25 protein-coding genes and 1 tRNA gene are annotated in these 22,038 nt (G+C 65.2%); 14 read left to right on the top strand and 12 right to left on the bottom strand.

Annotation, left to right across the window (positions count from 1 at the left end):
* Window positions 1–37: 37 nt before the first annotated feature.
* Window positions 38–2,575: a type I DNA topoisomerase gene (gene topA, locus CVN68_RS15590; RefSeq protein WP_100283017.1), complete on the top strand. Its 2,538-nt coding sequence runs from the start codon at window positions 38–40 to the stop codon at window positions 2,573–2,575.
* Window positions 2,576–2,675: 100 nt separating this feature from the next.
* On the opposite strand, the gene CVN68_RS15595 is transcribed toward topA, so the two are convergent.
* On the bottom strand, window positions 2,676–2,972 hold the full coding sequence (locus CVN68_RS15595) for an SEL1-like repeat protein (protein ID WP_100283018.1): 297 nt from the start codon (window positions 2,970–2,972) through the stop codon (window positions 2,676–2,678).
* 74 nt (window positions 2,973–3,046) lie between these two features.
* Window positions 3,047–3,895 carry a pantoate--beta-alanine ligase gene (panC, locus tag CVN68_RS15600; RefSeq protein ID WP_100283019.1) on the bottom strand — a complete coding sequence of 283 codons (849 nt, stop codon included), beginning with the start codon at window positions 3,893–3,895 and terminating at the stop codon, window positions 3,047–3,049.
* Between the two features lie 100 nt (window positions 3,896–3,995).
* Between panC and CVN68_RS15605 the strand changes: the two genes are divergently transcribed.
* The 5 genes from CVN68_RS15605 (at window position 3,996) to CVN68_RS15620 (ending at window position 7,605) form a co-directional block, all read left to right on the top strand.
* Complete coding sequence (locus CVN68_RS15605) at window positions 3,996–4,769, top strand: division plane positioning ATPase MipZ (RefSeq protein ID WP_407695511.1); 774 nt, start codon at window positions 3,996–3,998, stop codon at window positions 4,767–4,769.
* The gene (locus CVN68_RS15610; RefSeq protein WP_100283021.1) at window positions 4,769–5,032 is read left to right on the top strand and encodes a J domain-containing protein; all 264 of its coding nucleotides are present in this window, start codon (window positions 4,769–4,771) and stop codon (window positions 5,030–5,032) included. Before CVN68_RS15605 ends, CVN68_RS15610 begins: the two co-directional genes overlap by 1 nt.
* 116 nt (window positions 5,033–5,148) lie before the next feature.
* The gene (gene pgmG, locus CVN68_RS15615; RefSeq protein WP_100283022.1) at window positions 5,149–6,543 is read left to right on the top strand and encodes a phosphoglucomutase/phosphomannomutase PgmG; all 1,395 of its coding nucleotides are present in this window, start codon (window positions 5,149–5,151) and stop codon (window positions 6,541–6,543) included.
* Between the two features lie 72 nt (window positions 6,544–6,615).
* Complete coding sequence (locus CVN68_RS23365; protein ID WP_158298913.1) at window positions 6,616–6,774, top strand: hypothetical protein; 159 nt, start codon at window positions 6,616–6,618, stop codon at window positions 6,772–6,774.
* Window positions 6,775–6,840: 66 nt separating this feature from the next.
* The gene (locus CVN68_RS15620; RefSeq protein WP_100283023.1) at window positions 6,841–7,605 is read left to right on the top strand and encodes a 3'-5' exonuclease; all 765 of its coding nucleotides are present in this window, start codon (window positions 6,841–6,843) and stop codon (window positions 7,603–7,605) included.
* On the opposite strand, the gene CVN68_RS15625 is transcribed toward CVN68_RS15620, so the two are convergent.
* Genes CVN68_RS15625 through CVN68_RS15660 form a run of 8 tightly spaced genes read right to left on the bottom strand, consistent with a single transcriptional unit; the run spans window position 7,602 to window position 13,258 of the window.
* A complete protein-coding gene (locus CVN68_RS15625) occupies window positions 7,602–8,081 on the bottom strand; it encodes a DUF1440 domain-containing protein (RefSeq protein ID WP_100283024.1) in 480 nt (159 codons plus the stop codon). The two genes, CVN68_RS15620 and CVN68_RS15625, sit on opposite strands and share 4 nt — an antisense overlap.
* A gap of 20 nt (window positions 8,082–8,101) precedes the next feature.
* The gene (locus CVN68_RS15630; RefSeq protein ID WP_100283025.1) at window positions 8,102–8,986 is read right to left on the bottom strand and encodes a TraB/GumN family protein; all 885 of its coding nucleotides are present in this window, start codon (window positions 8,984–8,986) and stop codon (window positions 8,102–8,104) included.
* A 49-nt stretch (window positions 8,987–9,035) separates the two neighbouring features.
* The gene (locus tag CVN68_RS15635) at window positions 9,036–10,256 is read right to left on the bottom strand and encodes an NAD(P)/FAD-dependent oxidoreductase (protein WP_100283026.1); all 1,221 of its coding nucleotides are present in this window, start codon (window positions 10,254–10,256) and stop codon (window positions 9,036–9,038) included.
* Window positions 10,253–11,086 (bottom strand): S-formylglutathione hydrolase, encoded by an 834-nt coding sequence (gene fghA / locus CVN68_RS15640; RefSeq protein ID WP_100283027.1) that lies wholly within the window; start codon window positions 11,084–11,086, stop codon window positions 10,253–10,255. The genes CVN68_RS15635 and fghA overlap by 4 nt, the downstream gene beginning before the upstream one ends.
* 8 nt (window positions 11,087–11,094) lie before the next feature.
* Window positions 11,095–11,352 (bottom strand): ACT domain-containing protein, encoded by a 258-nt coding sequence (locus CVN68_RS23370; RefSeq protein WP_407695512.1) that lies wholly within the window; start codon window positions 11,350–11,352, stop codon window positions 11,095–11,097.
* Window positions 11,349–11,735, bottom strand: a complete 387-nt coding sequence (locus tag CVN68_RS15650; RefSeq protein ID WP_100284448.1) for a cupin domain-containing protein — start codon at window positions 11,733–11,735, stop codon at window positions 11,349–11,351. The genes CVN68_RS23370 and CVN68_RS15650 overlap by 4 nt, the downstream gene beginning before the upstream one ends.
* A complete protein-coding gene (locus tag CVN68_RS15655; protein ID WP_100283028.1) occupies window positions 11,732–12,133 on the bottom strand; it encodes a VOC family protein in 402 nt (133 codons plus the stop codon). Before CVN68_RS15655 ends, CVN68_RS15650 begins: the two co-directional genes overlap by 4 nt.
* A gap of 12 nt (window positions 12,134–12,145) precedes the next feature.
* Complete coding sequence (locus CVN68_RS15660) at window positions 12,146–13,258, bottom strand: S-(hydroxymethyl)glutathione dehydrogenase/class III alcohol dehydrogenase (protein ID WP_100283029.1); 1,113 nt, start codon at window positions 13,256–13,258, stop codon at window positions 12,146–12,148.
* A 276-nt stretch (window positions 13,259–13,534) separates the two neighbouring features.
* Between CVN68_RS15660 and CVN68_RS15665 the strand changes: the two genes are divergently transcribed.
* From CVN68_RS15665 to CVN68_RS15680, 4 genes are all read left to right on the top strand, one after another.
* Window positions 13,535–13,954 carry an ArsI/CadI family heavy metal resistance metalloenzyme gene (locus CVN68_RS15665; RefSeq protein WP_100284449.1) on the top strand — a complete coding sequence of 140 codons (420 nt, stop codon included), beginning with the start codon at window positions 13,535–13,537 and terminating at the stop codon, window positions 13,952–13,954.
* Window positions 13,955–13,965: 11 nt separating this feature from the next.
* Window positions 13,966–14,295, top strand: a complete 330-nt coding sequence (locus CVN68_RS15670) for an ArsR/SmtB family transcription factor (protein WP_233503380.1) — start codon at window positions 13,966–13,968, stop codon at window positions 14,293–14,295.
* On the top strand, window positions 14,292–14,957 hold the full coding sequence (locus CVN68_RS15675; protein ID WP_324871845.1) for an MIP/aquaporin family protein: 666 nt from the start codon (window positions 14,292–14,294) through the stop codon (window positions 14,955–14,957). Before CVN68_RS15670 ends, CVN68_RS15675 begins: the two co-directional genes overlap by 4 nt.
* Window positions 14,958–15,022: 65 nt before the next feature.
* The gene (locus tag CVN68_RS15680; RefSeq protein ID WP_233503727.1) at window positions 15,023–15,364 is read left to right on the top strand and encodes an arsenate reductase family protein; all 342 of its coding nucleotides are present in this window, start codon (window positions 15,023–15,025) and stop codon (window positions 15,362–15,364) included.
* A 102-nt stretch (window positions 15,365–15,466) separates the two neighbouring features.
* Here the strand turns inward: CVN68_RS15680 and CVN68_RS15685 are convergent.
* Window positions 15,467–15,541, bottom strand: a tRNA-Thr gene (locus CVN68_RS15685).
* Window positions 15,542–15,632: 91 nt separating this feature from the next.
* Here CVN68_RS15685 and CVN68_RS23685 point away from each other — a divergent pair.
* Window positions 15,633–15,779, top strand: a complete 147-nt coding sequence (locus CVN68_RS23685) for a hypothetical protein (protein ID WP_199560097.1) — start codon at window positions 15,633–15,635, stop codon at window positions 15,777–15,779.
* Between the two features lie 70 nt (window positions 15,780–15,849).
* Here the strand turns inward: CVN68_RS23685 and CVN68_RS15690 are convergent, their stop codons facing one another.
* Window positions 15,850–17,646, bottom strand: a complete 1,797-nt coding sequence (locus CVN68_RS15690) for an aminopeptidase P family protein (protein WP_100283033.1) — start codon at window positions 17,644–17,646, stop codon at window positions 15,850–15,852.
* A gap of 118 nt (window positions 17,647–17,764) precedes the next feature.
* On the opposite strand from CVN68_RS15690, the gene CVN68_RS15695 reads away from it, so the two are divergent.
* The 3 genes from CVN68_RS15695 (at window position 17,765) to CVN68_RS15705 (ending at window position 21,946) form a co-directional block, all read left to right on the top strand.
* A complete protein-coding gene (locus CVN68_RS15695) occupies window positions 17,765–18,844 on the top strand; it encodes an alanine racemase (protein ID WP_100284450.1) in 1,080 nt (359 codons plus the stop codon).
* Between the two features lie 103 nt (window positions 18,845–18,947).
* Window positions 18,948–19,796, top strand: coding sequence for a GGDEF domain-containing protein (locus CVN68_RS15700; RefSeq protein WP_100283034.1), 849 nt, complete (start codon window positions 18,948–18,950; stop codon window positions 19,794–19,796).
* A gap of 50 nt (window positions 19,797–19,846) precedes the next feature.
* Window positions 19,847–21,946, top strand: coding sequence for a S9 family peptidase (locus CVN68_RS15705; protein ID WP_100283035.1), 2,100 nt, complete (start codon window positions 19,847–19,849; stop codon window positions 21,944–21,946).
* Window positions 21,947–22,038 lie beyond the last annotated feature (92 nt).

Consider the following 22,038-nt stretch of genomic DNA (forward strand, 5'->3'; position numbering starts at 1 on the left):
ACCTTACACGCGTACACGTGAGGATAGCTTAACCCCCATGCAGCTCGTCATCGTCGAATCGCCCGCCAAGGCGAAGACCATCGAAAAATATCTGGGCTCGGACTACCGCGTCCTCGCCTCCTACGGCCATGTCCGCGATCTGCCGCCGCGCGACGGATCGGTGAACCCCGAAGACGGGTTCGCAATGGAGTGGGAGACTTACGCCGACAAGTCCAAGCAATTGAAGGCGATCTCCGATCTGGCGAAGACCGCCGACCGCCTGATCCTCGCGACCGATCCCGATCGCGAGGGAGAGGCGATCAGCTGGCACGTCCAGGAAGTGCTTCGCAACAAGAAGGTGCTCCCCAGGGAAGTCGAGCGCGTCACCTTCAACGCGATCACCAAGCCGGCGATCCTCGCCGCGATGAAGGCGCCGCGCGAGCTCGATACCGATTTGATCGACGCCTATCGCGCTCGCCGCGCGCTCGATTATCTCGTCGGCTTCACGCTCTCGCCGGTGCTGTGGCGCAAGCTGCCCGGCGCAAAGTCGGCCGGCCGCGTCCAATCGGTCGCGCTGCGTATCATCGTCGATCGCGAGCGCGAGATCGAAAGCTTCCGCCCACAGGAATATTGGTCGGTTACTGCCGATATGGAGCAGGACGGCACCCCGTTCGTGGCGCGCCTCGTCAAATATAAAGGCCACAAGATCGATCGCCTGACGATCGGCGAGGAAGGCACTGCGCTCGCCGCCAAGAAGGCAGTCGAGGAAGGCCGCTTCTCGGTCGCCTCGGTCGAGACCAAGCCCGCGACGCGCAACCCGCCACCGCCCTTCACCACATCGACGCTCCAGCAGGAGGCCGCGCGCAAACTCGGCTTTTCGGCGAGCCACACGATGCGCATCGCGCAGGGGCTCTACGAGGACGGCGCGATCACCTATATGCGTACCGACGGCGTCCAGATGGACCCGGGCGCGATCCAGGAGGCCCGGAAAGCCGTCGCGACGCGCTATGACGGCTCGTACGTGCCCGACAAGCCACGCATCTACACCACCAAGGCCAAGAACGCGCAGGAAGCCCATGAGGCGATCCGCCCCACCGATTTCTCGAAGGACAAGGCCGGCAGCGGCGATCATGGCCGGCTCTACGAGCTGATCTGGAAGCGCGCGCTCGCCAGCCAGATGGCGTCGGCGCGGATGGAGCGCACCACGATCGATCTCGAGGACGGCACGGGTCAGCAGGGGCTGCGCGCGACCGGTCAGGTCGTGCTCTTCGCCGGCTATCTCACGCTGTACGAGGAAGGCCGCGACGATGAGGGTGACGAGGACAGCCGCCGCCTCCCGCGCCTGTCTGCGGGCGATGCGCCGGCCAAGAAGTCCGTCAACGCCGAGCAGCATTTCACCCAGCCGCCGCCGCGCTTCTCCGAGGCTTCGCTGGTCAAGCGGCTCGAGGAGCTCGGCATCGGCCGCCCGTCGACCTATGCCTCGATCATCCAGACCCTGAAGGACCGCGCTTATGTGCGGATCGAGAAGAACCGCTTCTTCGCCGAGGAGAGCGGTCGGCTGGTGACGGCGTTCCTCGAGCGCTTCTTCGAGAAATATGTCGGCTATGATTTCACTGCCGAACTCGAGGAAGAGCTCGACGATGTTTCAGGCGGCCGCGCCCAGTGGCAGGCGGTGCTCGAATCCTTCTGGAAGGACTTCAAGCCACGCACCACCGAAGTGATGGAGCAGAAGCCGAGCGAAGTCACTGCGGCGCTCGATCTGTTCCTCGAACCCTATCTGTTTCCGGCCAAGGCCGATGGCGGCGATCCCCGGCTATGCCCGAATTGCGGCAATGGCCGACTCGCGCTGCGCGGCGGCAAGTTCGGCGCGTTCGTGGCGTGCTCCAACTATCCCGAGTGCAAATTCACGCGTCGCTTCGGCGAGCCGGGCGGCGAGGGCGCCGAATCGACGGGGCCGGAAGTGTTGGGCGTCGATCCCGACACCGGGCTCAACGTCGAGCGCAAATCGGGGCGTTTCGGGCCGTACATCCAGCTCGGCGAAGGCAAGGAAGCGGCGCGCGCCTCGATCCCCAAGGATGTCGATCTCGATCTGGAATGGGCACTGAAGCTGCTCAAGCTGCCGCGCACGGTCGGCAATCACCCGGAGAGCGGCAATCCGATCACGGCGTCGATCGGGCGCTATGGGCCGTATCTGGCGCATGACGGGAAATATGCCAGGCTCCAGTCGACCGCAGAGGTGTTCGAGACTGGCATGAACGCCGCGGTGGTCAAGCTTGCGGAAGCGGCGGCCAATGGCGGCCGTCCGGCGCGTGGCGCCGCGCGCGAACCACTCAAGGTCCTCGGCAAGCATCCGCGCACCGAGGCCGAGATCAAGCTGATGGAGGGCCGCTATGGCGCCTATGTCACCGATGGCGAGACCAATGCGACGCTGCCCAAGTCGATCGACAAGGACCAGCTCACGCTTGAGGAGGCTGCCCAGCTGATCGACGCGCGCGCCGCCGCGGGCCCCCCCAAGGGCAAGGGCAAGAAGAAAGCCGCGCCGAAAAAGGCGGCGGCGAAAAAAGCGCCCGCCAAAAAGGCTGCGGCGAAGAAATGAGTCGTGCTCCTGCGAAAGCAGGAGCCTGGGATCACAAGTGGTGCGTTTCGAGGCTCTGGGCTCCTGCTTTCGCAGGAGCACCGGGGTCGCGCGGAATGGCTTACGCCGCGCGCATCTCCAGCCCGCGCAGCCAGGCGCGTGCCGCTTTCTGCGCGTCGGTGATCTCGCGTGCGGTCATGTCTTCGGAAATTTCGGCGCGGCATTCCGCGGCGCGTTCGCTGCCCGAGACGGCGGCGATGTTGAACCATTTGTGCGCTTCGACGAGATCGACGTCGACGCCTTCGGCGCCGCTCGAATAGACGATGCCGAGATCGAAACACGCCTTCGAGTCACCGCGCGCTGCATCGCTCAGTCGGCTCTCTATCAGGAAACGTGCGCTCTTGAGGCTGTTGGCCATTGCCGCTCTTCCAATTGCTGATCCCTACTATTGCAAGGACTGGCAGGTAAGCGGGAAACAAAAGGTTAACGAGGTTAACCGTAATCATTCGTATTCAGAGGGATATTATCGATCAGCCGGGTGCCGCCGATCCGCGCGGCGGCGAGCAGCCGCATCGGCCGGCCCTCGATCGGGTCGCCCAGAGTCTCGGCATCGGCGAGGGTGACGTAATCAACCTCGAACCCGGCAGTGACCAGCATCTCGCGTGCCTGCGCCAGCGCCGTCTCGGCATCGCCGCCCCTGGCGATCGCGCGCTCGGCGACGCCCAGCGCGCGCGGCAGGGCCACGGCGCGCGTGCGTTCCTCGGGGATCAGATAGGCGTTGCGCGAAGACAGCGCGAGCCCGTCATCCTCGCGCTGGGTGGGCACCCCCAGGATCTCCACATCGAGGTCGAGGTCCGCGACGAGGCGGCGGATCACCGCCAGCTGCTGCCAGTCCTTCTCGCCGAACAAGGCGATGTCGGGCCGCACCTGATTGAGCAATTTGGTGACCACCGTCGCGACGCCATCGAAATGGCCGGGGCGGTGGGCGCCGTCCAGCACTTCGCCTACTCCGCGTACCGCGACATTGGTCACGAAGCCGTCGGGATACATCAGCTCGACCGGGGGCAGCCACAGCAGTTCGACGCCGGCCGCGGCGAGCATGCGCGAGTCGGCGAGTTCCTTGCGCGGATACTTGGCGAGATCCTCGTTCGCCCCGAACTGCTTCGGATTGACGAAGATCGAGACCACCACGCGCTGGGCTGCGCGGCGCGCTGCCTCGACCAGCGCCATATGCCCGTCATGCAGCGCCCCCATCGTCGGCACCAAAGCGACGCGCTCGCCCGCCGCGCGCCATGTGGCGACGGCGCCGCGAAGGGCATCGAGCTGACGGACGGTTTGCACGCTTGACCACTTTCGATAAGACAGGAGCGCGGCCTTCTATGGGGCGCGGGCGGCAGGATCAATAAAGGATGTTGTACGGTTGACCGACGGAGCTAAGCGCTTGCACGTGCTCGTTTTTGCCAATGAAAAGGGCGGCACCGGCAAGTCCACGACGGCGGTCCACGCGGCGATCGCGCTGTCGTCGAAAGGCGCGCGGGTGGCGTGCTTCGACCTCGACCATCGCCAGCGCACCATGGGTCGCTATCTCGACAACCGCCGTGCCACGATCAAGCGCGTCGGGCGCGACCTGCCGACGCCCGAATATGAAACGCATGACGGCGAGAGCATGGATTTCTTCTCCGATACGCTGGAGCGGCTCGGTTCGAACGCCGATTTCCTCGTGATCGACACTCCCGGCCGCGACGACAAGTTCGCCCGCATCGCCGTCACCAACGCCGATACGCTCGTCACGCCGATGAATGACAGCTTCGTCGATTTCGATCTGATCGGCCATGTCGACCCCGATACCTATAAGGTCACTCGCCCGAGCTTCTATTCCGAGCTTATCTGGGAATCGCGCAAACGCCGCGCCAAGGCTGACGGCGAGACGATCGACTGGGTGGTGCTGCGCAACCGCATGCAACACATTGAGGCCCGCAACATGCGCCGCGTCTCGGAAGCGATCGACCAGCTCTCCAAACGCGTCGGCTTCCGGGTGATCTCGGGGTTGTCCGAACGGGTCATCTATCGCGAACTGTTCCCGCAGGGACTGACCATGCTCGACAGTCGCGAGTTCGGCGAGATGGGTCTCAGCCACGTCGCCGCGCGGCAGGAGCTGCGCGAGATGATGGCGGGGCTCGCGCTTCCCGAAGTCACGATGCCGCTGTTCGCCTGATGGCCAAAGCAATCCTCGCGGCGCTTATCATCGGCGCGATCTATTATTTGTTCTTCAAGCCGCGGCCCAAGCCCAGCGCCCCCAAAATGCCGCGGGATGAAGCCCGTGCGATCCTCGGCGTCGCCGCCGATGCGGACGAGCAAGCGATTCGTAGCGCACACCGCCGGCTGGTCAGTGCGGTCCATCCCGACAAGGGCGGATCCGAGGAGTTGACGCGACGGATCAACGCCGCGCGCGACACGTTGCTTCGCCGTAGCGCGTAGCCCACACGGGCCGCCGCATCGCCCTTGTTACGCATGCGCAATTGAACTTTCGCCCCGCTCGCGATTTGGGGCCTGCGTACAGGCCCCAGGCCGGCAACATCTTCCCCGGAGGCACCATGACCCACCGTTTCGACCCCACTTCGCTGCGCGAGTACGACATTCGCGGAATCGTGGGGGAAGCGCTTGGACCCGACGATGCGCGCGCGATCGGTCGCGGCTTCGCCACTCTGGTCCGTCGCGCAGGCGGGCATCGCGTCGCGGTGGGTCGTGACGGCCGCAATTCGTCGCTCGCGTTCGAGGCGGCTCTGGTCGAGGGGCTCACCGCGTCGGGCTGCGACGTGGTCCGCATCGGCCTCGGCCCCACGCCGATGCTATATTATGCCGAAGCAACGCTCGAAGTGGATGGCGGCATCCAGATAACCGGCAGCCATAATCCCGGCAATTACAACGGCTTCAAGATGGTGCTTCAGCATCTTCCGTTCTTCGGCGAGGACATCCAGACGCTCGGCCGGATGGCTGCCGAAGGCGATTGGGAATCGGTAGAGCCCGGCGACGAGGGCACCGTCAGCGACTATGATATCCTCGACACTTATGTCGACCGGCTGATGGCGGGCTATGCCGGCGGCGCCTATCGCGTCGGATGGGATACGGGCAACGGCGCCGCCGGTCCGGTGGTCGAGAAATTGGTCAAGCTGCTGCCGGGTGAGCATCATACGATCTTCACCGAAGTGGACGGCAATTTCCCCAATCATCATCCCGATCCTACCGAGGAGAAGAACCTCGCCGACCTGAAGCGGCTTGTCGCCGAGAAGAACCTCGATTTCGGACTGGCCTTCGACGGTGACGGCGACCGGCTGGGCGCGATCGACGGGCAAGGCCGGGTGGTCTGGGGCGATCAGCTTCTGTCCATTTTGGCCGAACCCGTTCTGCGTGAGCTGCCGGGGGCGACGATCATCGCCGACGTCAAGGCGAGCCAGGCGCTTTACGACCGCGTCGCCGAACTCGGCGGTCAGCCTTTGATGTGGAAGACCGGGCACAGCCTGATCAAGACCAAGATGAAGGAAACCGGCGCGCCGCTGGCGGGCGAGATGAGCGGGCACATCTTCTTCGCGCACAATTATTATGGCTTTGACGACGCGCAATATGCCGCGATCCGGCTGATCCAGGCAGTGCACGTGATCGGCAAGTCGCTCACCCAGATCAAGGACGAGATGCCGGCGATGATCAACACGCCGGAAATGCGCTTCCAGGTATCGGACACGCGCAAGTTCGCGGTGATCGACGAAGTGCTCGACCGGCTCGAGGCCGAGGGTGCCGACGTCAACCGCACCGACGGCGCACGGGTGAACACGCCCGACGGCTGGTGGCTATTGCGCGCATCGAACACCCAGGACGTGCTCGTCGCGCGCGCCGAGGCGAAGAGCCAGGAAGGCCTTGATCGGCTGATGGCAATGATCGACGCCCAGCTCGCCGCCAGCGGACTCGAACGCGGACCGCAAGCTGCGCATTAATTCGGCGGAACCGTTCGACGGGTGGAACCTTGATCTGCATCAAGGGTTCATCCGTCCGAGTGGGACCCGGCCATGAACGACAAAACCCTGAACGACATCGCTGAGATCGAAGACGCGCAGGCCGCGTTGCGCGAGAGCATCGAGGCAACCAAGGAACTGGCCGAACGCGCCGAGGATTTGTTGCAGAAGCATAAGGCCCGCGCCGAGCGAGAGAATGCTGGCAGCGATTGATAGTGTCGATCTGTCCGTCGCAAGTTTTGGCTGGTATTCTATGACGTCACGCCCCACCTAGCCGGCATGGCCTCCCGCGCCCCCTCGCTCATCCGTGTCATCGATCTCGAAACCACCGGCCAGGCGCCGCCGACGCATGGCGTGTGCGAGATCGGCTGGCAGGACATCGTGCTCCAGCCGGACGGACGCTGGGAAATCTATGGCGAGGGCGGTAATCGGATGGTCAATCCGGGCCGTCAGATTCCGCCGCTGACGATGGCGGTGCACCATATCCGCGACGAGGATGTCGCCGACGCGCCCTATTGGCACGATGTCGCGCGCCCGGTGCTCGATCCGTGGCCACGCCGCATCGCGCTCGCCGCGCACCGCGCCGATTTCGAGCAGCAATTCTGCACGGCCTCGCTCACCCGTGGCGCCGACTGGATCTGCACCTGGAAGTGCGCGATGCGGCTGTGGCCGAGTTCGCCGGGCTTCTCCAACCAGATGCTGCGCTATTGGCGCAAGCCCGAGGGCCTGGTGCACGAGCGCGGGCTTCCGGCGCACCGCGCCTTCCCCGACGCCTATGTGACAGCCTTCCATCTGCGCGACATGCTCAATGAAGCCAGCGTCGAGCAGCTGATTGCATGGTCGAATGAGCCCGGGCTGCTGCCGCGCGTTCGCTACGGCCCTGATCGCGGCAAGGAATGGAGCGAGATCGACGACGAATCGCTCGCAATATTTCTCGGCGACCGCGACGTCGACGTGCGGCACACCGCGCAACAGGAGCATATCCGGCGCAGTGGCGGTGGCGCAGTTGGCCGCAACTCGGCGACGCAGGATTTGCTGCTCTAGCGCCGCCCGGCGATCAACGCGCGCACCCCCTCGAGCACCCAGCCATAAACGAGATGCGACGCCGCGCCATAAGCGTGAACGACAAGCGGCGTCTCGTCGGGTGCCGGTGCGAGGCCCACTGCGGGCACTGCCGCCTCGTCGAGCAGCGCCGCCGTCGCGATCCCATAGGCGCTGCCGAAACCCGAACGCGCCTCGGGCTGGTATTCGGTAAGTATTCCATAGATGCCGCCGATCACCGCGCCGGCAATATAATGGACCGCCTGTCCTGCCGGCGCACGATAGGGCGCGGGCACGGGATCACCGATAATCGCCTCGCTTGCCGCGTCGGCGGCCTTTACCGTCGCCGGGTCCTCGTCCCCGCTATCGGGCAGCAGCTTCTGCGCCTGTGCCTGAAACGCCGCCATCGCCGCCGAAGCGACCAGTCCCGCGGCGACTCCGGCGAACAGCCCGATCAAGGGGCGCGGACCTTTGGACATGCGATTCTCTCCGAAAGCGGTCAGTAGCGGATTCGCTTGGCGGTCAGCTTGCGCTTCGCCAGCCACGCCTGAACGCTGTCGCGCCCCGCAAGGTGCCCGGCACCCACGGCGATGAACACATTGCCGGGGGTGCGCATGCGCTGGTCGATCCATTCGGCCCAGCGCGCATTGCGGTCCGAAAGCAGCACTTTGCCGATCTCGGGCGTCTCGCGCATGCTCTCGTTGAGCGTCGCAGCCAGCGAATCGGGATCGCCTGTGGCCCAACTTGTCACCATCTTGTCGATTTCAGTGCCCATCTTCGGCAAATCGTCGATCGTCGAAACGAGGAATTGAAGCTGGAGCGGCTCGGGCAGCGCGTCGAAAAAGCCGAGCTGCTGTTCGGCCGTCTCGAGCCCGCCCAGCTTCTTGCCAGCCGCTTTGGCGGCGGTCGAGAGGGTGCGCTCGGCGCCGCTCTCGGGATCGTAGCCGAGCTTGGGCAGCCCCGCGACGGTCAGCGTGACTGCGGCGAACCATGGATCGAACCGATCGAGCGCGGCGGCGGGTATGCCTAGATCGGTGAGTGCCCTGGTATAGGCTTCGCGCTTGTCCGCCGGCAGCTTCTCGGTGAGCGTCGGGCCGGTCGGCGTGATCGCCAGCTTCATGATCATGCCGGCCATCGTCGCCTCATCGGGCTCGATCATCTCGAGCATGATCTCGTCGCTCTGATTGTATGCCGCCCAAACCGCTTCGTCGAACCAGCTGAGCCCCGGCTTGAGCACGTGGATGGTGCCGAACAAATAGATCCTGGTGTCGGCATCCTCCACCACCCACAATGCCGGATCGGCGTCCTTGAGCGCCTGTGCCTGCACCGGCGCGGCGAAAGCCAGTGCGAGGGCGGCCAAGCCGGGCCGGAGGAAACGCATCATCTGATTGCCCCTTATGAAATACCGCCGGGACCTCGTCTCTCCTTCCGGATCAGGCGAGGTCCTTGAGCGGTGTGGTATTATCGGCAAGCCGCGCCGGATCGATCACCGAAGCTTCGAGCACGAGCTTGCGTCCCTGAACATAGTCTTTCGTCGCGTTGACGCAGTCGAGCGCGATCACCCGGCCGGCGCGCAGATAGATCACCGAGAAGCTGCGGCTCGCGGGCTCGCCGCGCAGCACGACGGCATCGTGCCCGGCGGAAATGCCGACGGTCTGAAGCTTGAGGTCGTACTGGTTGGACCAGAACCACGGCACTGCATCGTAAACGGCGTCGACGCCGAGGATCGTCTTTGCTGCCACCGTCGCCTGATCATTCGCGTTCTGGACCGATTCGAGACGGATGCCGCGGTCTGCGGCGAAACGATTGGCATGAAGCGCGCAATCGCCGACCGCGAATATGTCTGGCAGCGAAGTGCGGGATTGCGCGTCGACCAGCACGCCATTGCCGCCATTCGCGCCCGCATCGAGCAACGGCGCGACCGCCGGATCGATGCCGATGCCGACGATCGCCATTTCCGCGGGCAAGGTCTCCCCGCCGGCCAGCCGCACGCCGGTGACGCGGTCTTCGCCGAAGATCGCCTCAACCACCACCCCGAGCCGAATGTCGACGCCGTGCGCGCGGTGTTCCGCCTCGAAAAAGCGCGACAGCGGCTCGCCGGCAACCCGCGCGAGCACCCGGTCCTGTGCTTCCAGCACGGTCACTTCGCGCCCGAGCCTGGCGAGCACCGCCGCGGCCTCCAGCCCGATATAGCCGCCGCCGATCACCACGACCCGGCGCACAGCGGGCAACTCCGCGATCATCCGGTCGACATCGGCGCGGGTGCGCACGGTGTGGATGCCCGCCAGATCGCCGCCGGCGCAGGCCAGTCGCCGGGGCTTGCCGCCGGTCGCCCAGATCAATGTGCCATAGCCGATATTCTCGCCGTCCGCGGTGGCGATGGTGTGACCGACCGGATCGACCTTCACGGCCGTACGGCCGGGGAGCAAGGCCACTTGCCGCTCGTCCCAAAACGCGGCGTTGCGGATCAGCAGCCGCTCGAACGGCTTGTCGCCGGCGAGATATTCCTTGGAGAGCGGGGGGCGCTCATAAGGAAGCTCGGGCTCGTCGCCGAGCAGACCGATCGAGCCGGCGAACTGGTGCTGCCGCAGCGCAATCGCGGCCTGCGCACCGGCATGTCCGGCACCGACGATCAGAACGTCGTAGCGAGTCACGCCGTCAGCCGTTCGGCGTGCCAGGCGACATGATCGGTCAGGAAGGTCGAGATGAAATAATAGCTGTGGTCGTAACCCGGCTGGACCCGAAGCGTCAGCGGGATGCCTGCGGCGTCGCACGCGGCGCGCAGCAGTTCGGGGCGCAGCTGATCGTGGAGGAACTGGTCGGCATCGCCGACGTCGACGAGCAGTTCGCCAACGCGTGCACCGTCGAGGATCAGCGCACACGCGTCATAGGGGTGCCATGCCGTTCGGTCCGCACCGAGATAACCGGCGAGCGCTTTCTCGCCCCACGGCACCACGCTGGGCGCGACGATCGGCGCGAAGGCCGAGACGCTGCGGAAGCGATCCGGATTGCGCAGTGCGATGGTCAGCGCGCCATGCCCGCCCATCGAATGGCCGGTAATGCCTTGCCGGGTCATGTCGGCGGGGAATTCGGCGGCGATCAGTTCGGGCAGCTCCTGCTCGATATAGCTGCGCATGCGGAAGTGCGAAGCCCAGGGCGCTTCAGTGGCATCGACATAGAAACCAGCGCCCTGGCCGAAATCATAGGCGTCGTCATTCGGCACCCCTTCGCCGCGCGGCGAAGTATCGGGCGCGATGAAGATGACGCCGCGCTCGGCGCAGGCCCGGCGATACTCGCCCTTGTCGGTGACGTTGGCGTGGGTGCAGGTGAGCCCGGAGAGATACCAGAGCACCGGCAGCTTCGCGCCTGCCGGGTGCGGCGGCACATAGACCGAGAAGGTCATCTCGGTGCCGGTCGCCAGGGATGCGTGGCGATAGACGCCCTGCACGCCATCATGCGCCTTGTTGGTGGAGAGGGTTTCCATAACGGTCCTTAGCGGGAGACGATCGTGCGGATGAAAGTGTCCAGTTGAGCGCCAGCCGCCCGACAACCGGTGCAAACACCGCGCGCAACGCGTCGGTATCCGGCCGCCTTGAACTCGACTCGCATGAAGAAGCGCCCGGCATCGAGATGGGCATATTGCTGACTATCAAGGATGAACCCGCCGCACTCCGCCAGAAAGCCGCTGACCGCCGCGGCGATGCCGGGGCGGTCCTCGCAATCGAGCGTCGGCAGCCAGGAAGAGGTCATCCCTCCACCACCGGGCGCTGCGGCGATCCTTCGCCCAGATTATGCGTGCCGCCTGGCTCGATGTTGATCATGCGGACCTCGCCGCGCCGCGCGACCGGGCGGTGCTCGACGCCGCGCCGCGCGACCGGGCGGTGCTCGACGCCGCGCGGGACGACGAAGAGCTCGCCCGGGCCGAGCGTGACGGTGCGATCACGCAGCTCGATGTCGAGCTCGCCTTCGAGAACGAGGAAGAAGTCGTCGGTGTCCGCATGGGCATGCCAGACGAACTCGCCCGCCACTTTCACGATGCGCACATCGTTGCCGTTATAGGTGGCGACCAGCCGGGGGGCCCAATGTTCGGTGAAGGTCGCGAACTTCTCCGCCAGATTGACGGGTTCGCTCACGCCGGCACGCGCCAAACCGCGCAGAGCTTGTTGCCGTCGGGATCACGGACATAGCCGAGATGCATCGTGCCCAGAAGGCCGCCATCGCGCGCGCCGGGGGGCCCCTCGATCGACTGGCCGCCATGAGCGATGGCGACGTCGTGGAACTGCTTCACTTGTTCGGGTGAGCTACACTTGAACCCGATCGTGCCGCCATTGGCAAAAGTCGCGGGTTCGTCGTTGATCGGCTCGGAGATGCACAAAGTGCCGCCGTCGTGGCGGTAGAAAAGCCGCACGTGCCCGCTCGACGCGACGTTGCGGAGCGGCTCGCCCGCGAAGCCGAGCGTGCCGAGCACTGCGTCGTAGAACCGTCGCGCCCCGTCGATGTCGTTCGAGCCGATCATGATGTGATTGAACATCGTTCTATCCCCTCAATAGACCACGACGGTGCGGATGCTCTCGCCCGAATGCATCAGGTCGAAACCCCTGTTGATCTCGTCGAGGCTAAGCACGTGCGTGATCATCGGGTCGATCTGGATCTTGCCGTTCATGTACCAGTCGACGATCTTCGGCACGTCGGTGCGGCCCTTGGCGCCGCCGAACGCGGTGCCGCGCCAGTTGCGGCCGGTAACCAGCTGGAACGGACGCGTGGCGATCTCCTTGCCGGCCTCGGCCACGCCGATGATGATGCTGGTGCCCCAGCCGCGATGGCAGGCCTCCAGCGCGGTGCGCATCACTTCGGTGTTGCCGGTGCAGTCGAAAGTGAAGTCGGCGCCGCCATCGGTGAGGGCGAGTATCTCGGCGATGGTCACCTCGCGCGATTTGCCGCGCGCGTCGATGAAATCGGTCATGCCGAACTTGCGGCCCCATTCCTCGCGGTCGGGATTGATGTCGACGCCGATGATCTTGCCGGCACCGGCCATCTTCGCGCCCTGCAGCACGTTGAGCCCGATGCCACCCAGTCCGAACACGACGATATTGTCGCCGACCTGCACCTTGGCGGTGTTGACCACCGCTCCGACGCCGGTGGTGACTCCGCAGCCGATATAGCAGCTGGTCTGGAACGGCGCGTCCTCGCGGATCTTCGCGACGGCGATCTCGGGCAGCACGGTGAAGTTCGAGAAGGTCGAGCAACCCATATAATGGTAGATCGGCTGACCCTTGTAGCTGAAGCGAGTGGTGCCGTCAGGCATCAGCCCCTTGCCCTGCGTGGCGCGGATCGCGGTGCACAAATTGGTCTTGCCCGAGAGGCACGACTTACACTGGCGGCATTCGGGGGTGTAGAGCGGGATGACATGGTCGCCGGGAGCCACGCTGGTTACCCCTGCGCCGACTTCGCGCACGATCCCCGCGCCTTCATGGCCGAGCACCGAGGGGAAGAGGCCCTCCGAATCGAGGCCGTCGAGCGTATAGGCATCGGTATGGCAAATGCCGGTCGCCATGATCTCGACCAGCACTTCCCCGGTCTTGGGACCTTCGAGGTCGAGTTCGACGATTTCGAGCGGCTGTTTCGCCTCGAATGCGACGGCGGCTCTGGTCTTCATGGGCGTCTCCTTGCTCAGGCGCCTGATCGGGGAAGCCGGGGCGGCTTGCAAGAAGGGATGGTGCTGCCGGTGAGGATTGAACTCACGACAGCTGCCCCCCGAAGGCGAGGGTGAGGCAGGAAGATGGCAAGATAATCACTTTAGATCAAGGTTTACGAACATGGCGGTTTGCCGAAGTTTCGGGGTATCACGAACGCGATAAATCGCCGCATTCACCGCTTGCCGAATCGATATTTCGGGAATATTCGAAACATCGAAGCAACGGAGATAGCGACCATGAAGCGCCTTCACATGCACGTCAGTGTGCCGAACATCGAACAGGCAATCGCATTCTACAGCACCTTGTTCGACGCGCCCCCGGCCGTCGTGAAGGACGATTATGCGAAGTGGATGCTTGAAGACCCGCGCGTCAATCTCGCCATATCGTCGCGGGCTCGGGCAACCGGGATCGATCATGTCGGCGTCCAGGTCGATAGCGCCGACGAACTCGCCGAACTCGCTACGCGGTTGAAGGCCGCAGGATCAACGACGTTCGATCAAGAGGCAACGACGTGCTGCTACGCGAAGTCCGACAAGTCATGGGTTACGGACACCGCAGGCGTTCGTTGGGAAACCTTCTTCACGCATGGCGAAGCGACCGCATACGGCGTAGACGAAATGATCCCCGATGCAGCCCCGAAGGCGGCTTGCTGCTAATGCAGTTGCCCATGGCCGTAGAGGCGCTGTCCGGCCTCGCACATGCCAGCCGTCTTGCCGTCTTCCGTCTGCTAGTGCGGGCCGGTTCGGATGGCATGGCGGCGGGCAATATTGCTCGCGAAGTTGGAGCGCTTCCCAATACGCTTTCGACGCATTTGACGATCCTCGGCAATGCGGGGTTGATCCGATCGCGACGCGACGGCCGTTCGGTGATCTATTCGGCCGACTATGACGGGATGCGCGATCTTCTCGGCTTCCTTGTCGCCGACTGTTGCGCCGGGCGCCCCGAGATATGCGGTTCGCTTGGCGAACTCGCGACCAACGCCGATTGCTGTTCGTGACGCTATCGCGGCGCATCGCTGGCGAGTTCGCCGGTACGGCGATGTTGCTCGCGATCATTGTCGGTTCGGGGATCATGGGCGAACGGCTCGCGGCCGGGAATGGTGCGGTCGCATTGCTCGGGAATACGATCGCAACCGGCGCGGGGCTGATCGTCCTTATCCATATGTTCGGACCCGTTTCCGGCGCGCACTTCAACCCGGCGGTGACATTGGCCGTCTTGCTGAAACGCGACACGACAGCGCGTGTCGCGATCCTCTACGTCACTGCGCAGGTAGCCGGGGCGATTATTGGGGTATGGGCAGCACACGCCATGTTCGCCGAACCGATCCTTCAGATATCGAGCAAGGCGCGCGACGGCCTTCCGCAAGGCTTCGCCGAATGCGTCGCCACCTTCGGCCTGGTCGGGACGATCTTCAGCACGCAACGCCATCGCCCCGAGTTCACGCCGATCGCTGTGGGACTCTACATCACCGCCGCATATTGGTTCACGGCGTCAACGTCCTTCGCGAACCCGGCCGTGACGATCGCCCGAAGCTTGTCGAACACCTTCGCCGGGATCGCGCCCGCGTCGATCGCCGTCTTCATCGCGGGGCAGCTTGTCGGCACCCTCGCGGCCATCGCGTTTTTCGGCTGGCTATTGAAAGAGGAAAGCCCACAGTGACCGACGAATTCCCGATCACGATCTATCACAACCCCGATTGCGGCACCTCGCGCAACACGCTCGCGATGATCGAATCGGCCGGATACGCGCCTAAGGTTGTCGAGTATCGCAAAGCCGGCTGGACACGGCCGCAGCTTGACCAACTGCTAGCCGCAATGGGGGCGAAGCCGCGTGACGTAATGCGCGAGAAGGGCACGCCCGCCGCTGAACTTGGCTTGCTCGATACGTCGGCGTCCGATGAAGCGATCTTGGAAGCCATGATCGAACACCCGATCCTGGTGAACAGACCGATCGTGGCGACGCCGAAGGGCACGAAGCTATGTCGGCCGTCCGAAGCCGTGTTGCCGCTGCTAGACTGCGTTCCGACCGAATTCACGAAGGAAGACGGCGAAGTCGTGCGGCCGTAGCGATTGGCGGGCACCGTGGGCGTCACATTGGTCGCGCGTGTTACCCCGGTGCGACCCGAGCGGCCCCGGGGCCGAGGAGATCTCGCTAAATCACGGGAAAAATGGTGCTGCCGGTGAGGATTGAACTCACGACCTCAGCCTTACCAAGGATGCGCTCTACCACTGAGCTACGGCAGCACTCGCCGGTCGGGGACCGGGCGGGAGGGGCCTATGTGCTTGGGGGTGAGTGATTGTCAACCCGAAGCCGGCCGGTTTATCGATGCTCCGCATGAACGATACGGAAAAACAGGCCCGGCGCGCCGAGGCGCTGCGGGCCAATCTGAGGAAACGTAAACAACAGGCGCGCGCGCAGTCGGCCGAGGCGGAGCCTCAGCGCGACTGCACCCAGCCCGCGGCGAACGATCCCAAGGCATAGCCTTTGTCGATGATGACGTGGGGACCCATCAGGTACATCGCCATCGAGACGGCACCTGCCAGAAACCACATCATCCGATTGGCGCGACCTTCGCTTCCAACCATAGCCGTTCTTCCTCGCCCAATTGCGGGCCCACCACTTCGAGGACCCGCGCGTGATACGCATTAAGCCACTGAAGTTCCTTTGAGGTTAACAGCGCCGGCTCGATCAGCCGCCGCTCGATGGGGGCGAAAGTCAGGGTTTCGAAAGCCAGCATAGGCTGCTCGGCACCGGGAACTTCGGCTTGGACGATCAGCACCAGATTCTCGATGCGGATGCCGTATTCGCCGGCTTTGTAATAGCCCGGCTCGTTCGACAGGAACATGCCGGCGCGAAGCGGCTCGAGGCTCTGGCCGCCCGGGTAAAAGGGCTGGGCGATGCGCTGGGGCCCTTCATGGACCGAGAGATAGGCGCCCACGCCGTGGCCGGTGCCATGGCCGAAATCGAGCCCCACTTCCCAGAGCGGCGCCCGCGCGAAACTGTCGAGCTGCGCGCCGGTGGTGCCGTCGGGGAACAGCGCGGTGGCGATGCCGATATGCCCCTTGAGCACGCGGGTGAAGCGATCCTTCATTTCCGGGGTCGGATCGCCCACCGGCATGACGCGAGTCACGTCGGTGGTGCCGTCGGCATATTGGCCACCCGAATCGACGAGGTAGAGCTGGCCCGGTTCGATTGGGAGGCTCGATTCCTCGGTGACCTTATAATGCGGGATCGCGCCGTTCGGCCCGGTGGCGGAGATGGTGTCGAAGCTCAGATCCTTGAGCAATCCGGTCGCTTCGCGGAACTGCTGGAGCTTCGCGGCGGCCGACATCTCGCTGAGTCCGCCGGCCGGCGCGGTCTCCTCGAACCATTTGAGGAAGCGCATCAGCGCCGCGCCATCGCGGGCCTGCGCGGCCCTGTGCCCGGCGATCTCGGCGGGGTTCTTGAGTGCCTTGGCGAGGACGACAGGGTCGCGCAGGCTCAGCACTTTCGCGCCGCCGGCATCGAGCGAATCGAAGATCGCGGCGACCGCGCGCTCGGGATCGGCGGCGACGCGCTTGCCCGCAAAGCCCGTGAGCGCCGGCGCGAACGCCGCGCGATCATGGACGCGGATCGCGTTGCCGAGATGCTGGCGGACGGTATCGGTGATCTTTTCCGGCGCGACGAACAAATCGGCGGTGCCGTCGGCGTTGACGATCGCATAAGCGAGCGCGACCGGGGTATGGCTCACGTCGTTGCCGCGAATATTGAATGCCCAGGCGATCGAATCGAGCGCCGACAGCACCACGGCGTCCGCCTTTCGCGCGGTGAGCCACTCGGCGATCTCGGCGCGCTTGGCGGCGGACGTCCGCCCGGCCGCGGCATCGTCCTGGACGCGCAGCGTCGCGTCGGAGGGGGCAGGGCGATCGGGCCAGACCGCATCGACTGGGTTCGTATCCACTGCGAGCAGCTCCGCGCCCTTTTCGGCGAGGGCCTTCTTTGCCTCCTCGACCCAGGCGCGCGTGTGCAGCCACGGATCATAGCCGATCCGCCCGCCATCGGGGGCGTGTTCGCCCAGCCAGCCGGCCATGCTGGTGCCGGGGACGGAGACATATTGCCATTGGTCGGCCGAAACCTGCTGGCGCACCTGGAGCGTGTAGCGCCCGTCGGTGAAGATCGCCGCCGCGCTCGACAGCACCACCGCGCTGCCGGCGCTGCCCTGGAATCCGGTCAGCCAGGCGAGGCGTTGGGCATAGGCGCCGACATATTCGGACATGTGCTCGTCGGTGAGCGGCACGACGAAGCCGTCGAGCCGGTCGCGCTTCAGCTGTTCGCGAAGGGCGTGCAGGCGGTCGGCATAGCTGGACATGGCGGTTCCTCGAACATCGGGTCGGCCGCGGACTCCGGGATCGGCGCCGTGAGTCGGCAGCTTGATTGACGACCGTTTGGCCGATGGAATCGCGATTGGGAAGCGCTATGCCCTGACGATGAACCTTCCGCTTCTCCGCGCCGACCTGCCCACGCCCGCCCTGATCGTCGATCGCGCAGCACTCGAGCGCAACATCGCCGCGATGGCCGCGTTCGCGGCGGCGCATGGCATCGCGCTTCGGCCGCACGCCAAGACGCACAAGAGCGCCGACATCGCGCGGCGCCAGATCGCCGCGGGCGCCGCCGGCATCTGCTGCGCCAAGCTGGCCGAGGCCGAGGCGCTGGCAGAGGAGGGCGTGCGCGACAGTCACCTCACTTCGCCGGTGGTGACGGCTTCGGCGATCGCGCGGCTGGCGGCGCTCAACCGGCGGATCGCCCTGTCGGTCGTGGTCGATCATCCAGTCAATGCGCGGCTGCTCGGGCAAGGCGTGGACGCGCCGCTCCGCGTGTTCATCGATGTCGATCCGGGCAGCCACCGCACCGGGGTGACGTCGCCGGCGGCGGCGGTCGCGTTGGCGCAGGCGATTGCGGAGACCGGCATTCTGCGGCTGGCCGGGGTGCAATATTATTGCGGCTCGCACCAGCACATCCAGAGCCTCGCCGAACGGCGCGCGGCGATCGTCGAACGCACAGCCTATCTCGGCACGGTGCTCGCGGCGCTGCGCGAAGCCGGGTTCGCGGTGCCGATCGTGACGGGCGGCGGCACCGGAACCTTCGCGATCGACGCGTCGCTCGGCGCGTTCACCGAGCTGCAGGTCGGATCGTACATCTTCCTCGATCGCGAATATGTGGATTGTGAACTCGCCGGCCCGCACTTCGAACCCGCTTTGTTCGTCGACGCCACGGTGGTGAGCGCGAACACCCCGGGGATGGTGACGATCGATTCGGGGCTGAAGGCGTTCGCGACCGACGCAGGCGTGCCGGTGGTCCTCGCCGGTGCACCGGCGAGCCGCTACGTCTTTACCGGCGACGAGCATGGCGCATTGCTGGGCGACGATCTGCCCGAACTCGGCGCCCGCGTGACGTTGATGCCGCCGCATTGCGACCCGACCGTCAATCTCTACGACCTTTATCATGTGCTCGATGGCGACAGGATCGCCGAGACCTGGCCGGTGACGGCACGCGGCCGATCGAGCTGACCGCGCCCGACCGGCCTCGAACCGCTGCGTTAAGCTTTACTGTTTTGCATATGTTGAGGCGATTCGTCGGATAGGCGACGATCGCCATCAGGATGCGGGGATCATGCGCTTCTATCTCGCCAGCTTGTTCGTGTTCCCGCCCGGCTTCCGGCTGCGCCTGTTCGCGATCTGCTTCGTGGCGACGAATCTGCCGCTGCTCGCTTATGTCGGCTGGGGCGCCGCGACCGGGCGACTGGCGCTCGCCGGTTTCCTGCTGCTGTTGCTGGCGACGGCGATCGGGATGGCGGTCGCGTTGTTCGGCATCGGCGCGATGCTGGCGCCGCTCCCTGTCGCGCAGGCGGCGCCCGCGCCGCTCTCCGGCACCGGCGATGACGTGATCGGCACTCTGCTCGGCAGCGTGAATCGCGCGGCGAGCGCCGCCGAGGCGCGGATGCGCGAGCTCGATCTCGCAGCGAAGGAGGATCTGCTCACCGGGGTGCGCAACCGGCGCGGCTTCGTCGCCGACATCGGCGACTTCCTGCCCGCCGAGCGGCGCGGTACGATTGCGTTGATCGACCTCGACCGGTTCAAGGCACTCAACGACCGTTTCGGGCATGACGAGGGCGACCGTGTGCTGCGCGATTTCGCCGCGCGGCTCTCGTCCGAGTTGCGTCGCGGCGACCTGGTCGCGCGTTGGGGCGGTGAGGAGTTCGCAGTGCTGTTTCGCGGCGCGACCGAAGACGAGGCGGCGCGGGTGCTCGCGCGCGTCAACCAGCGGCTGATCGATACCCCGCTGATCATGCTCGATGGGCAGGCGCTGACCTGCTCGGCGGGCATCTGTGGCTTCGGCGGCGAGGCGCTCGACGACGTGCTCGGCTGCGCGGACAAGGCGCTTTTCGAGGCCAAGCAGGCCGGACGGAACCGGATCGTGCGCGCCAGCGGGGGTGTGCAGCCGGTGCTGCCGCGCGCCTGACGCGATGCTCGGGGGTTCGACACGGGCCCAAGCTGCGATAAGGGCGGGAAATGACCGATCTTCCCAAGCCCCCAATCGCCGCGACGCGCCCGCACAGCTTTACCGTCCATGGCACGGTGATCGAGGATCCCTGGGCGTGGCTGCGCGACCCCGGCTATCCCGAAGTCACCGACAAGGATGTGCTGGGCTATCTCGAGCAAGAGAATAGCTATTTCGAAGCCGTGATGGCGCCGCTCAAGCCCCTCAGCGAGCGGCTGTTCGAGGAGATGCGCGGGCGAATCAAGGAAGACGAATCGACCGTGCCGCAAAAGGACGGCGACTGGCTCTACTGGACCGATTACGAGACCGGCGGCGAGTATCCGCGCTGGTGGCGCAAGCCGGTGGCGGGCGGCGAGGACCAATTGATCCTTGATGAGCCGGCGCTGGCCGCGGGCAAGGAATATTTCCGCGTCGGTGCCATCACGATCAGCGAGGACGGCGCGCTGATGGCCTGGTCGACCGACGAGGATGGATCGGAGCGCTACACGATCCGCTTCAAGGATCTGGGCGGCGGTGCCCCGATCGGCGAGACGATCGAAGGGGTGGCGGGCAAATGGGGCGATGTCTCGATCGAAGGCACGATTGGCAACATCGTCTTCACCGCCGGCGGCGACGCGATACTCTATGGCGTGACCGACGAGAATTGGCGGACGCGGACGGTCAAGCTGCATCGGCTCGGCACCAGCCCTGTCGGCGATGTCGTGGTCTATCATGAGGAGGAACTGGGCTTCTCGGTGGGTGCCGAGCTGAGCAGCGACCGCAAGTGGATCTTCCTGACCACCAGCGATCACGAAACCAGCGAGATCCGGCTCTATCCCGCACATGATCCGCTGGCTGAGCCGATCATGGTCAGCCCGCGCAAGCGCGGCCGCGAATATGATGTCGACGTGCATGGCGACACTTTGTTCATCCACACCAACGACGTGGATCCGCAGTTCCGGCTGGTCACCGCCAGCATCGCCAATCCCGGCGAATGGATCGAGCGAATCGGCCCATCGAAGCATTTCTACATGACCGGCGTGGCCTGCTTCGCCGATTTCTTCATCGTCGAGGGGCGTGAGGACGGTCTCGATCAGGTCCAGCTGCATCGCTACGATCCCGCAATTGCACCGGTACGGCTCAAATTCCCCGAGGCGAGCTATGTCGCGGGGATCGGCGACAATCCCGAATATGCGATGGACAAGATTCGGCTGAGCTACGAATCGATGGTCACGCCGGGCACCGTGCAGGATTACGACGTGGCCACAGGCGAACTCGAGACGCTCAAGGTGCAGGAGATTCCGAGCGGCTATGACGCGTCGAAATACCGTACCGAGCGGCTCAAGATCGCGGCGCGCGACGGGACCGAGGTGCCGGTCTCGATCGTCTATCCCAGGGACTTCCCGCGCGATGGCAGCGGCAAGCTCTATCTCTACGCCTATGGCGCCTATGGTCATGCGATCCCGCCGGGCTTCTCGACCAGCCGGATGTCGTTCCTCGACCGCGGCATCGCCTTTGCGATCGCGCATATTCGCGGCGGCGACGATCTCGGCCAGCAATGGTATCACGACGGCAAGCTCGACAAGCGCGAAAACACGTTCAACGATTTCGTCGACGTGGCCAAGGGGCTGATCGCGCGGGGCTTCACCCACCAAGGCGGGATCGCGATCGCGGGACGCTCGGCGGGCGGCGAATTGATGGGCGCGGTGGTCAATTCGGACCCCGATCTATGGGGGGCGGTGGTCGCCGATGTGCCGTTCGTCGACGTGCTCAACACGATGCTCGACGAGAGCCTGCCGCTCACCCCGGGCGAATGGCCCGAATGGGGCAATCCGGTCGAGGATCCCAAGGCGTTCGCACTGATCCGTTCCTATTCGCCCTACGACAATGTGCGGGCGCAGGCTTACCCCCCCTTGTTCATCTCGGGAGGGCTCAACGATCCGCGGGTGACCTATTGGGAGCCGGCCAAATGGGCGGCGAAACTGCGCGCCACGAAGACAGATGCGAACGTGCTGCTGCTCAAGACCAATATGGGCGCGGGACATGGCGGCAAATCGGGCCGCTGGGAGAGCCTGAAGGAATCCGCCGACGAGATGGCGTTCCTCCTGTGGCAGCTGGGGGTAGAGGGATAGGGCGCGATCGATCCTTCAATCCTCCCCCTCCGGGGGAGGATTTCCCTTCCCGCCTAGCGCCGCGCCCGCTGGGTCAGCCGGGCTTCGCGGTG

The organism is Sphingomonas psychrotolerans, from assembly GCF_002796605.1.
Taxonomy (GTDB): domain Bacteria; phylum Pseudomonadota; class Alphaproteobacteria; order Sphingomonadales; family Sphingomonadaceae; genus Sphingomonas; species Sphingomonas psychrotolerans.